Source organism: Streptomyces solincola (genome assembly GCF_002982015.1).
GTDB lineage: Bacteria > Actinomycetota > Actinomycetes > Streptomycetales > Streptomycetaceae > Streptomyces > Streptomyces solincola.
In genome coordinates this window covers 1-11,954 of record NZ_PVLV01000260.1, presented here as the reverse complement: position 1 = coordinate 11,954, position 11,954 = coordinate 1, and the positions used below count along the sequence as shown (strand labels likewise).

11 protein-coding genes are annotated in these 11,954 nt (G+C 76.2%); 2 read left to right on the top strand and 9 right to left on the bottom strand.

The window, feature by feature from the left end; genetic code table 11:
* Positions 1-96: 96 nt before the first annotated feature.
* The 8 genes from C6N75_RS17435 to C6N75_RS17405 form a co-directional block, all read right to left on the bottom strand.
* Positions 97-1,104: a glycosyltransferase family 9 protein gene (locus C6N75_RS17435; RefSeq protein ID WP_105869831.1), complete on the bottom strand. Its 1,008-nt coding sequence runs from the start codon at positions 1,102-1,104 to the stop codon at positions 97-99.
* A complete protein-coding gene (locus C6N75_RS17430) occupies positions 1,101-1,685 on the bottom strand; it encodes a D-glycero-alpha-D-manno-heptose-1,7-bisphosphate 7-phosphatase (protein ID WP_258177468.1) in 585 nt (194 codons plus the stop codon). The genes C6N75_RS17435 and C6N75_RS17430 overlap by 4 nt, the downstream gene beginning before the upstream one ends.
* Positions 1,682-2,683 carry a glycosyltransferase family 2 protein gene (locus C6N75_RS17425; protein ID WP_105869829.1) on the bottom strand — a complete coding sequence of 334 codons (1,002 nt, stop codon included), beginning with the start codon at positions 2,681-2,683 and terminating at the stop codon, positions 1,682-1,684. Before C6N75_RS17425 ends, C6N75_RS17430 begins: the two co-directional genes overlap by 4 nt.
* A gap of 144 nt (positions 2,684-2,827) precedes the next feature.
* Positions 2,828-4,966, bottom strand: a complete 2,139-nt coding sequence (locus tag C6N75_RS17420) for a S9 family peptidase (protein ID WP_105869828.1) — start codon at positions 4,964-4,966, stop codon at positions 2,828-2,830.
* Positions 4,939-6,723: an N-acetylglutaminylglutamine amidotransferase gene (locus C6N75_RS17415; RefSeq protein WP_105869827.1), complete on the bottom strand. Its 1,785-nt coding sequence runs from the start codon at positions 6,721-6,723 to the stop codon at positions 4,939-4,941. Before C6N75_RS17415 ends, C6N75_RS17420 begins: the two co-directional genes overlap by 28 nt.
* A gap of 198 nt (positions 6,724-6,921) precedes the next feature.
* Positions 6,922-7,092, bottom strand: a complete 171-nt coding sequence (locus C6N75_RS30740; protein WP_181160510.1) for a hypothetical protein — start codon at positions 7,090-7,092, stop codon at positions 6,922-6,924.
* Positions 7,089-7,328 (bottom strand): hypothetical protein, encoded by a 240-nt coding sequence (locus C6N75_RS17410; RefSeq protein WP_105869826.1) that lies wholly within the window; start codon positions 7,326-7,328, stop codon positions 7,089-7,091. Before C6N75_RS17410 ends, C6N75_RS30740 begins: the two co-directional genes overlap by 4 nt.
* A gap of 42 nt (positions 7,329-7,370) precedes the next feature.
* Complete coding sequence (locus C6N75_RS17405) at positions 7,371-8,183, bottom strand: SDR family NAD(P)-dependent oxidoreductase (RefSeq protein ID WP_105869825.1); 813 nt, start codon at positions 8,181-8,183, stop codon at positions 7,371-7,373.
* Positions 8,184-8,362: 179 nt separating this feature from the next.
* Here C6N75_RS17405 and C6N75_RS17400 point away from each other — a divergent pair, with 179 nt between their 5' ends.
* Positions 8,363-9,910 (top strand): MFS transporter, encoded by a 1,548-nt coding sequence (locus tag C6N75_RS17400; protein ID WP_105869824.1) that lies wholly within the window; start codon positions 8,363-8,365, stop codon positions 9,908-9,910.
* Positions 9,911-10,301: 391 nt separating this feature from the next.
* On the top strand, positions 10,302-10,715 hold the full coding sequence (locus C6N75_RS17395; RefSeq protein WP_105869823.1) for a hypothetical protein: 414 nt from the start codon (positions 10,302-10,304) through the stop codon (positions 10,713-10,715).
* A 9-nt stretch (positions 10,716-10,724) separates the two neighbouring features.
* Here C6N75_RS17395 and C6N75_RS17390 read toward each other — a convergent pair whose 3' ends face one another.
* Positions 10,725-11,924 carry a spore photoproduct lyase family protein gene (locus tag C6N75_RS17390; RefSeq protein WP_105869822.1) on the bottom strand — a complete coding sequence of 400 codons (1,200 nt, stop codon included), beginning with the start codon at positions 11,922-11,924 and terminating at the stop codon, positions 10,725-10,727.
* Positions 11,925-11,954 lie beyond the last annotated feature (30 nt).

The following is an 11,954-nucleotide window of genomic DNA, read 5'->3' as shown; positions in this document are numbered from 1 at the left end:
CCCCCGTGCCGCCCTCACCACTCCCGGCCCCCCGCGAGGCGTCCCCCGTGCCGTCCGCTCCCGCCACCGAGGGCCGCGAGGCGTCCCGTGTGCCGCTCATGCGTCCGCTCCCAGCAGCTTCTCCACCGCGGCCAGCACGTCCTCGGCGGTGACGGTGTCCAGGCAGGGGTGGCCCGGCACCGGGCAGACGCGCGCCCGGCTGGCCGCGCAGGGGGCGTCCTGGTCGCCGAGCAGCACATGCGGCACGCCGTAGGGCCCCCAGCGCTCGGCGGGGACCACCGGGGCGAAGAGCGACACCACGGGGGTGCCGACGGCGGCCGCCAGATGGGCCGGGCCGGTGTTGCCGGTGACCACCGCGCCCGCGCCGGCCAGCACGGCGGCCAGTTGCGGCGGCTCCGTGCGGCCGCCCAGGTCCAGCCCGTCCCGGCCGGCTGCCAGCGCCGTCAGCTCGCGCTCGCCGGGGCCCCCGGTGACCACCACCCGGTGGCCCGCGCCGGCCAGCAGCCGTACCGCGTGCGCGGAGCGCTCCGGGCTCCAGCGGCGGGCCGGCACGCTCGCCCCCGGGTGGACCACCACGTAGGGACCGGCCCCGGTCAGCTCGGGCGCGCCCGCCGCGTGCCGCACCCGCAGCCTGCCGTCGTCACCGGGTGGACGCGGGAAACCGGCCGCCTCGGCCAGGTCCAGCGCCGCCTCGGCCTCGTGCGCGTGCGGGGCGCGCCGGTGGCGCACGTCCAGCAGCGACCCGGGCGCGTCCACGCTGTCGGCGGCGATCCGGGGCACCCCGGCCATCCGCAGCAGCAGCGCGGCCGGCAGCGGGCTCTGGTGGAAGGAGGTCAGCACCAGTGCCGCGTCGAACGCCGCCGCCGCCAGCCGGTCCACCAGTCCGTCCACCTCCGCCCGGTCCACCGGCGGCGGCTGGAAACCCACCCAGGGCGCCTCCCAGACCAGCACCTCGTCCACCCCCGGCAGCAGCCGCGCGGCCGGCGCGCCCGGCGGCCCGCACAGCACCGCCACCCGGTCCGCCCGGTGCGCCGCCGCCCGCACCGCGGGCCCCGCCAGCAGCACGTCCCCGAAGCTGTCCAGCCGCACCACCAGCACCTTCACGAGCGGCACTCGTCCCGGTCGGCGGGCGTCCCGGCGTACCGCAGCGCCAGCGTCACCGCCTCCGCCAGGTCGGCGCAGACGGCGGGCGCGGCGGCCACCTCGGCCGGCAGCGTCCGCCGGGTGGGCACCAGCACGCCCCGCGCCCCGGCCGCCCGGGCCGCCGCCACATCCGCGCCGATGTCGCCGATCACCACGCACTGGGCCGGGTCGACCCCCAACCGGCGGGCGGCCTCCACCACCAGACCGGGGGCCGGCTTGCGGCAACCGCAGCCGTCCTCCGGCGCGTGCGGGCAGTACACCCACGCCCCGAACGGCCCGAGCAGCGCCTCCACCCGGGCGTTCACCGCCCGCACCTGCGCATGGCTCAGCAGCCCGCGCCCGACGCCCGACTGGTTGGACACCACCCCGGTGGCCAGACCTCCGGCCCGCACCCGGTCCACCGCCTCCCGCGCCCCCCGCACCGGCCGGACCAGGCCCGGATCGCCGTTGTAGGGCACATCCGCGATCAGCGTGTCGTCCCGGTCGAACAGCACCGCCCGCACCGCCGGCGCCTCCGGCCCCGCGGGCCGGGGCCCGCTCACAGTGTGCCGTCCCAGGCCCGCGCCGCCCGGTGCCGCCAGCGGCCGCTGAGCCGGTGCCAGGTCGCCGCGGCCGGGATCAGCGCGCTGGTCAGCACCATGGTGGCGACCTCGTCGGCGGTCCGCGGGCCCGGTGCGATCCGCGCCCCGGCGAACTCCGCCGTGCCCACCGCCCACACCGCCGCGGCCAGCAGCGCGGCCCGCCGCCGCCCGGCGCCCGCCAGCACCGCCGCGCCCGCCCCCGCCGCGGTGAGCACCGCGTGCCGCCGGATGCGGCCGCGCGGCGCGGCCGCCCGCTCCCACCAGTCCGGGCCGTGCAGCCTGGCCATCAGCGCGTCGTCCGCGTTCCCCCGCTGCACCCGCAGCGACACCCACCGGTCGGCGGGCCGCACCGGATGGCGGGTGCGCCGCTCCCCGCGGGTGATCCGCCAGCCGGCGTCCACCACCCGCAGCGCCAGGTCGGCGTCCTCCCGGAAGGCGCGCGGGAACCGCTCGTCGAAGCCGCCCACCGCCCGCAGCACCGACGTGCGGTACGCCATGTCGGCGGTCGCCCACAGCGCCCCGGCCAGCCCCGCGGTGTTGCGCTCCCAGTCGGTGGGCGGCCGGTCCTCCGGCAGCGGCACCTCCAGCACGCCCTGCACGCCGCCGGTGTCCGCGCCCGCCTCCGCCAGGTCCCGCGCCAACTGCTCGCGCCAGTGCGCGGTGACCCGCACGTCGTCGTCCAGCAGCACCGTCCACGGCTCCTCGACCACCCGCAGTCCGGTGTTGCGCGCCGCCGCCGGTCCGCGCCCTCCGCTGCGCAGCACCGCCGCCCGGTCGGCCAGCGGCCCCAGGGCGCTCACCGGCAGCGGCGGCCCCGGCGGTCCTGGGCGGTCGTCCACGAGCACGATCCGGCTGGGTTCGGGCCCGGAGCAGGCGGCCAGCGCGGCCAGGCAGTCGGCGAGGCAGGGCCGCCCGACGGTCGGCACCACCACGGCGTACGAGGCGAGCGGCGGGAACATGCGGGGGCGCCTCCCTGTCCGGACCGGCCGCCGCGTCCCGCACAGAACGCGGCCATGCGGTCACTTTAGGCAAGCTTGCCCCGCTCTGCACCCGCGCCCACCAGGCCCTCCCCGCCGCGCCCCCGCCAGGCCGGGGACGGGGGCTCAGCGCAGATGCCGCTCCAGCCAGTCCGCCGCCGACCGGCGAAAGCGCCGCCGGTTGTCCGCCCGCCGGAACTCATGGCCCTCGTCCCGCAGCACCAGCAGCTCGGCGGGCAGTCCGTGCTCCCGGGCCGCCCGCACGAACTGCTCCGACTCGCCCGGGGGGACGTTGGTGTCGTGCTCCCCGTGCACGGCCAGCAGCGGCACGCGCAGCGCGTCCACCCGGCTCATCGGCGACAGCGAGCGCAGCAGGTCGCGGTCCCGCTCCGGGTGCCCGTACTTGTGGGCCGCCGACTCCGCGATCCACGGCTCGGTCCCCGCGAAGAACGTCGCGAAGTCCGACATCCCGCACACCGCGACCCCGGTCCGGAACAGCTCCGGGTGCCACACCAGCGACGCCATCGTCAGATAGCCGCCGTAGGAGTGCCCCATCACCGCGATCCGCGCCGGGTCGGCCAGCCCCGCCAGCACCGCGTGCGCCACGCAGTCGGCCACGTCGTCCAGGGCGGCGAACCGCCCCGCGCCCAGGTCCGCGTCGGTGAACGAGCGCCCGTACCCCGACGAGCCGCGCACGTCGGGGGCGAACACGTCCAGCCCCCGCCCCAGCAGCTCGTGGTACAGCGGCGAGAACACCGGCCGCTCCTGGTCCTCCGGCCCGCCGTGCAGATGCACCACGCAGGGCGCCGGCCGGCCGCCGTCCGGGCCCGCCGCCCGGTAGTACCAGCCGCCCAGCGCCAGACCGTCCCGGGCCACCGGCCGCAGCGCCACCGGCCGCACCGGCGGCCGCCCCGGCGGCACCGCGTCCTCGTCCCGCGACGACCAGCCGGTGCGCACCGGCGCGCCGCCGCCCGGCAGCCACCACACCCCCGGCCGGCGCTGCGACCCGGCCAGCGCCAGCACCGCCCCCGCCGCCCCGGCCGGTGCGATCCGGGTCACCACCTCGTGCTCCAGGCCCACCGCACGCCCCGCGTCCCCGCCGTCCGCCGCCGGGACCGACCCAGCCAGGTCGACCAGCCGCAGCTCGCTGGCGCCCCGGACGTTCCAGGCCAGCGCCGCCGACCGGCCGTCCCCCGTGAACGCCAGCAGCTCCAGGTCGCACTCCGCCCGCTGGGCGGCCACCGAGAGACCGGTCGCCGCGCCCGCCGCGTCCAGCCGCAGGGCCAGCAGCGCGGCGAACTCCCGACCGTGGTCGCTGCGCAGCCACACCGTCCGCCCGTCCGGTGCGAACCGGCCGATCCACGGGTCCCCGTCGGCGACCCGCAGCTCGGCGGCCGCGCTCCGGTCGGCGGTGCGCACCACGACCGCCTCCCGCCGGCCGCGCGGCCCGCGCCGCACCAGCGCGAGCCGCCCGTCCCGGCTCACGTCGCACACCCGCAGCGTCGCGGCGCCGCGCTCGGCGGCCAGCAGTACGGGGGAGCGGACGCCGTCGGGATCGACCAGATGCGCGGCCAGCAGGTCCCGGCCGCCGGGCCGGTCCTCGGCTGGCGGCCCGTCCGGCCCGCCGGGCGGCAGCGCGACGGTGACCGCGACCGCCGACCCGTCCGGCGCCCAGCAGCCCAGATAGGCCGAACTGCCCGGCTCCGCGCCCGCCACGATGTGCCGGCCGGTGCCGTCCGGCCGCACGCACAGCACCCGGGTCAGCTCGCCGCCGCCGGGCGCGACCGTGTACGCGATCCAGCGCCCGTCCGGCGACCAGGCCGCCTCCGTCACCGGGTCGGGCCCGGCGTCCAGCAGCCGCGGGCCCTCCGCGCCCGCCCCGTACGCCGGCCCGGTCCAGAGCTGCGGCACCCCGCCGCGGTCGCAGACGAACGCGATCCGCTCGCCCGACGGGTCCGCCGAGGGGTACCAGCAGGCGTGCGCGGTCAGCGGGCGGGGGACCTCCCGCCCGCCCGGCGCGTCCGCCAGGGCCACCGCCGCCGGGGCCGCCGCCCAGGCGGCCCGGTCCGCCGCGCCGCGGGCCGGCCGGCCCCGTACCCCGCCCGACGGCCCTTGCGGAAGGCCGTCGACCGGCCCGTCCCGTACGCCGTCCGGCTCGCGCTCCCGTACGCCGTCGGCCATGCGGTCGATCACGCGGTCCGTCCCGTCGTCGCCGACGTCGTCGGTGACGCCACCGGTCAGCCGATTCCGTGCGTCTGCAGCCATATCTCCAGCAGCGCGACCTGCCACAGGGCGTTCGCCCCGCGGCGGGTGCGGTGGTCGTCGGGGGCGGCCAGCAGCCTGGCCACGTACTCGTCCCGGAACACCCCGCGCGCCCGGGCCTCCGGCGCGGACAGCGCCTCGCGCACCCGGTCGAGCACCGGTCCGGCCATATGGCGGATCGCCGGCACCGGGAAGTAGCCCTTGGGCCGGTCCACCACCTCGCGCGGCAGCACCGCGCGCCCGGCGTCCTTCAGCACGCCCTTGCCGCCCTGGGCGAGCTTCAGCTCCGGCGGGCAGGCCGCCGCCAGCTCCACCAGCTCGTGGTCGAGAAACGGCACCCGGGCCTCCAGGCCCCAGTCCATCGTCATGTTGTCCACCCGTTTGACCGGGTCGTCGACCAGCATGACGTGGGTGTCCAGCCGCAGCGCCGCGTCCAGCGCGCTCTGCGCCCCCGGCTCGGCCATGTGCTCCCGTACGAAGGCGGCGGACACGTCCCGGTCCGGCAGCATCTCCGGCCGCAGCACCCCGGCCAGCTCGGCGTGCGAGCGGTCGAAGTAGACCTCCGCGTACCGCTCGGGCTCGTCGGCGCGGGCCGCGTCCGCCAGGTCCGGGTACCAGTGGTAGCCGGCGAACACCTCGTCGGCGCCCTGCCCGCTCTGCACCACGCTGACCTCCTTGGAGACCAGCTCGGACAGCAGGTGGAAGGCGACCACGTCATGGCTGACCATCGGCTCGCTCATCGCCGCCACCGCCCCGTCCAGCGCCGTGGACACCCGGTCCGAGGGCACCAGCAACTGGTGGTGGTCGGTGCCGAACCGCTCGGCCACCAGGTCCGAGTAGGCGAACTCGTCGCCCTGCTCGCCGCCCTCGGACTCGAAGCCGACGCTGAAGGTCGCCAGGTCCCGCTGCCCCTCCTCGGCCAGGAGCGCCACGATCAGCGAGGAGTCCAGCCCGCCGGAGAGCAGCACGCCCACCGGCACGTCGGCCACCATCCGCCGCCGCACCGCCGTGCGCAGCCGCTCCAGCACCGCGTCCCGCCACTCCCCGGCGCCCATCCCGGCGTGCTCGGGCCGGCGGGTGTACGACGGCTGCCAGTAGCGGCGGTCGGTGTGCGAACCGTCCGGCTCGATCACCCGCACCGTGGCCGGCGGCAGCTTGCGCACCCCGTTCAGCACCGTGCGGGGCGCGGCCACCGTGGCGTGCCAGCTCAGGTACTGGTGCAGCGCCACCGGGTCCAGCGAGGAGTCCACCCCGCCGCCGGCCAGCAGCGCCGGCAGCGAGGAGGCGAACCGCAGCCTGCCGGGCCCCGGCGCCAGGTACAGCGGCTTGATGCCGAGCCGGTCGCGGCCCAGCACCACCCGCCCCGAGGCGTGCTCCACGATGGCGAAGACGAACATCCCGGCGAAGTGGTCCACGCACTCCGTGCCCCACTGCCGGTACGCCTTGAGCACCACCTCGGTGTCCGAGGAGGAGAAGAAGCGGTGGCCCAGCGCCCTGAGTTCCCGGCGCAGCTCCCGGTAGTTGTAGACGCAGCCGTTGAACACGCCGGTCAGCCCGGCGTCGGCGTCGGTCATCGGCTGGGCGCCGGACTCGGACAGGTCGATGATCTTCAGTCGGCGGTGCCCCAGCGCCACCGCGCCCTGCGACCAGATGCCCCGGCCGTCCGGGCCGCGCGCCGCCAGCCTGTCCGTCATGCGCTCCACGGCCGCCACGTCCGGCCGGGCGCCGTCGAAGCGGATCTCACCGCTCACTCCGCACACGGCGCACCTCCCCGCGCCGGCACGACCGGAAGCCCGGGGGCCTCCCCAACCTCACCCGCATCGGTGACCACAGCTCCTCCAAGACGAGAGAGCGGGCGCCCGGCCGGTGATGTCCCCGGCGGTACACGGCAACCCGCTCTGCCGTTCGAGTGCCCGCGTGATCGCCGGGCATTCCCGCCGGGCCCGGCGGGAGCACGCTCAGGTCTCCTCCACGGCCTCCTCCTCCGCGGTCTCCGCGATCCGCTCGCCCTCCGCCTGCGAGGGCGTGGAGCGCACCACCTCGGGTCCGCCGCCGGCACCGTCCGCCTCGCGCTCGCCCTCCGCCTGCGAGGGGGTCGAGTAGTCCCAGGGGTCCACGGGCTCGGTCATCGCCGCACCTCCGTTCGGCCGTCGTCCCCGCCCCGGTCCGTGCGGCGGGGACGCCCCGGGTACCCGCATCCGCCGCGCCGCACCGCGGCCAGCGCCACCCCGGCCGAGCCGGGCGGGGTGTCCTGCACCCCGAGGTCCAGCACCGCCGGATCGGCCGACGAGCGGTCCAGCCCCTGCGCCGCCGCGACGCGGTGCGCCAGCACCTGAGCCCGGGTCACCGCCACCGGCGCGGCCACCTGCTCAACCCCGCCCCGCGGACGGACCCGCGCTCCAGCGGCTCACGCCGGCCGCTCCTCCTCCGGCTCGGCCATCCGGCGGTGGCCGGCCGCCTTCAGCCGGTCCGGCAGCACCTTGGCGGCCAGGCCCTGCGCCTTGGTCTTCGCCGAGCCGGCGACCACCTTGTCCCGGCCCGCCATCATCGCCTCGAACCCCTGCCGGGCCACGTCGGCCGGGTCGTCCTTCTCCTGGCGGCCGACGGGCGTGTCGTCCATGCCGGCGCGGTGGAAGAACGCGGTCTCGGTCGGTCCCGGCATCAGCGAGGTGACGGTGACACCGGTGTCCTTCAGCTCCTCCTGGAGCGCCTGGGCGAAGGACTGAAGAAACGACTTGGAGGCGTTGTAGACCGCCTGGAAGGCGCCCGGCATCGTCGAGGCGACGGACGAGGTGATCAGCACCCGCCCCTCGTCCGCGTCCACCATGTCCGGCAGCAGCCGGTGGGCCAGATGCACGGTCGCGGTGATGTTGACGTCGACGACCCGCGCCGCGTCGGCGAGGTCCTGGTCCAGGAAGGCCCCACCCAGCCCGACGCCCGCGTTGAGCGCCGCCGCTGCGACGGGACGGCGCGTGGCGACGAGGGCGGCGTACACCTGCTCCACCCCGTCGTGCAGGGCCAGGTCGGCCCGGACCGCCCGCACCCGCGCACCGTACTCCCGCAGCTCCCGCACCGCGTCCTCCACCCCGGCGTCCTCCGCGCAGACCACCAGGTCGAACCCGTTCCGCGCGAACTGCCGGGCGAGTTCCCGCCCGATGCCGCCGGAGGCGCCGGTCACCAGCGCCAGCGGCCTCACCGCGTCCTGCCTCACCGTGTCCATGCGCGCCGGGTACCCCGGCCGCCGAGGCGAAACGGACCCCCGGCCCGGCCGTCCGCCCCGCCGCTCGTACGGTCCCGCCCATCCCCGGCCCGGCCGTCCGGCCCGCCGCTCGTACGGCCTCGTTTCGCGGAATCGGCGGCCGGGTACCCGCCCGCGGCCACTACACCCCGGAGGTGACCATGAGCGAGCTCGGCCAGTCGGTGGACGGGACCGTCACCACGAAAGTCCCCGCGAGATTGGACCGGCTGCCGTGGTCGCGGTGGCACTGGATGATCGTGATCGGCCTGGGCACCGTCTGGATCCTGGACGGCCTGGAAGTCACCATCGTCGGCAACATGGCCAGCCGGCTCTCCGAGGAGGGCAGCGGCCTCGACATCTCCAGCGGCCAGGTCACCGGGCTCGCGGCCGCGCTGTACGTGGCGGGAGCCTGCTCCGGGGCGCTGTTCTTCGGCTGGCTCACCGACAAGTTCGGCCGAAAGAAGCTGTTCCTGATCACCCTGGCGGTGTACCTCGCGGCCACCGCGATGACCGCGCTCTCCTTCTCGACCTGGTGGTTCTTCCTCTTCCGCTTCCTGACCGGCTTCGGCATCGGCGGGGAGTACGCGGCTATCAACTCCGCCATCGACGAGCTGATCCCCAGCAAGTACCGGGGCCGGGTCGACCTCATCATCAACGGCAGCTACTGGCTCGGCGCGGTCGGCGGCGCGCTGCTGTCCGTGGTGGCGCTCAACACCGACATCCTGCCCATCGACATCGGCTGGCGGGTGTCCTTCGCCCTCGGCGTCGTCCTCGGCCTGGTGATCCTGCTGGTGCGCCGGCACGTGCCGGAGAGCCCGCGCTGGATGTTCATCCACGGGCGCGAGGAGGAGGCGGAGAAGCTGGTCGGGGACGTCGAGCGGGAGGTGGAGCGCGAGATCGGCCGCCCGCTGCCCGAGGCGGGCCGGGCGATCACCATCAAGCAGCGGCACAGCGTCGGCTTCGTCAAGATCGCCAAGACGCTGTGCACCGCCTACCCCAAGCGGGCGGTGCTGGGCCTGGCCCTGTTCATCGGGCAGGCGTTCCTCTACAACGCGATCACCTTCGGCTTCGGCGCGATCCTGGTGACCTACTTCGACGTCGGCACCGGCTCCACCGGCTACTTCTTCGCGGTGATCGCGCTGGGCAACTTCTTCGGTCCGCTGCTGCTCGGCCGGCTCTTCGACACCTGGGGCCGCCGCCCGATGATCGCCGGCACCTATCTGCTCTCCGGCGCGCTGCTGTTCGTCACCGCCTGGCTGTTCGGCCAGGGCTGGCTGACGGCCACCACCATGACCGCCTGCTGGTGCGTGGTGCTGTTCTTCGCCTCGGCCGGCGCCAGCTCCGCGTACCTCACCGTGAGCGAGATCTTCCCGATGGAGACCCGGGCGATGGCGATCGCCTTCTTCTACGCCGTCGGCACCGCCGCCGGCGGCATCTCCGGGCCGCTGATCTTCTCCGGCCTGACCGAGAGCGGGAACCCCGGGGACACCGTGCTCGCCTTCTGCATCGGCGCGGCGCTGATGGTGGCCGGCGGACTGGTCGCCGTGTTCTTCGCGGTCGCCGCCGAGGGCAGGTCGCTGGAGGACATCGCCACTCCGCTGTCCGCCGAGGCGGCCGCCGAACACGCGGCCGGGGGCGGCGGATCGGCCGGCTCCTCCGGAGGCGGGGACTCCTCTTCCGGCCCGCGTCCCCCGGCCTCCGCGGTGTGACGGGAACCGCATCCGGCCGGGTGGCTGAGACCCGTTCGAATGGTTTATCGTTCATGCATCGGCGGTGGGAGGAACCTCCCCCGACCGTCCCATACCGCCCCGGCTGGTTCCCCCGTCCAGCCGGGGCTTCCCCTTTCCCGGCCCCGGCCCGCTCCCTTCCCGGCCGCCGCCTCCCGGTGCCGGGCCCGCTGCGTCTCCGGCCGCCGTCTCCCGGTCCCGGGCCCGCTGCGTCTCCGGCCGCAGCCTCCCGGCCTTGGTCCGCCGCGTTTGCGGCCTCCGTTCCCGGTCCGCTCCCTTCCGGGCCTCCTTCCCGCGTCTCGACCCGGCCCGGCGGGGCACTCGTCCCCTCCACGCCCCGCGTCGGGGCCCGAGGACCGGAGGACCGCCGCACATGACGGAGTACGAGCGCACCCGCACCATGCCCGCCCTGCCCGAGCACGTCTTCGACCAGGCGGCCAACGTCGACCAGCTCGGCAACTGGCTCCCCGACGACCTGCACGTCCACCCCGGCGAGCCGCCCGCCGTCACCGTCCACGAGGACGCCGCCGACAAGGACACCGCCGCGCTGCTGCGCGCCCACCGCGACCAGATGCGCCTGGAGTGGGGCACCCGCGAACAGGGCGACTACGCCGGCTGGCTCCAGGTCGCCGGTCTGGACACCGGCACCAGCGAGGTCACCATCCACCTGTCGTTCTTCGACGAGAGCCACGACCCGGGCGAGGGGTCCGTGAACCAGGCGCTCGACACCAGCCTGGGCAGGCTGGAGGAGCAGGTCAGGATGCGGGTGGACAACGCCGCGGGGTGACCGGCGGCGTCAGAACGCGTACCGCACCCGCAGCCAGGGGGCGTGCGTCGCGATCAGCTCCGTCAGCGCGCGCACGCCCTCCCGCTTCACGTCATCCGCGTACCGCACGTTCAGCGCGCCGTTCTGCGACCGCTTGACCTGCTGGAGGTCCGGCCGCCACAGCGCCTCCTCGGCCCTCGGGTGCCAGCGCAGGTTCACCTCGTGCAGCTGCCGGTTGTGCGTCAGCATGATCACCTCGGCCGCCGCCTGCGCCTTCACCGCCGCCGGCAGCACGTCGTCCAACTGCCGCAGCAGCTCGGCCCAGTCCGCCTCCCACCCCGGGCGCAGCACCACGGGGGAGAGGTTGAAGTGCACCTCGTACCCGGCGTCCAGGAAGTCCCCGGCGGCCGCGATCCGCTCGGCGACCGGGCTGGTGCGCACGTCCAGCAGTCTGGAGTCGCCCGGCGGCATCAGCGAGAAGCGCACCCGGGTCGAGCCGCGCGGGTCCAGCTCCAGCAGCTCCCGGTTGACGTACTTGGTGGCGAACGACGCCATCGCGGTGGGCCAGTCCCGGAAGGCCCGCACCAGGTCGGCGGTGTTGTCGCTGATCAGCGCGTCCACCGAGCAGTCGCCGTTCTCGCCGACGTCGTACACCCAGCGCTCGGCGTCGCACTGGTTGGGCTCCGGCTTGCGTCCCAGCCCGGCGACGTGCCGCCCGATCGCCCCGGTCACGTCGCCGATGTTGGTGAAGACGGTGATCGGGTTGGCGTACCCCTTGCGCCGCGGCACATAGCAGTACGCGCAGGACATGGCGCAGCCGTTGGACGCGCCCGGCGCGATCCAGTCCGCCGAGCGTCCGTTGGGCCGCACGGTCAGCGACTTGCGCACGCCGAGGACGAGCGTCTGCCGCTTGACCCGCACCCAGCGCTCGGCCCGGCCCTCGTTTCCGTGCAGATGCGGGATGTTCCAGTGCGAGGCGACCTCCACCAGCCTCGCCCCGGGGAAGCGGGCGATGACCTGCCGGCCGCGCGGCGACAGCGCGGCCGCCGGCTCGGCGTGGATCTCCCGCACGTCCAGCAGCCCGCCGCCGGCACGCGCCGCGCCCGGGTCCGACCCCCTGGCGTCCGGCCCGGACCGCACCGGGGCGGCGTCCGGTCCGGGCCGCTCCGGGGCCGCGTCCAGCAGCTCGGACAGGCCGAACAGCGCGTCCGGCTCGGTGTCAGGGTCCATCGCTCCAGGATCGCACCCGCGCCGCCGCCC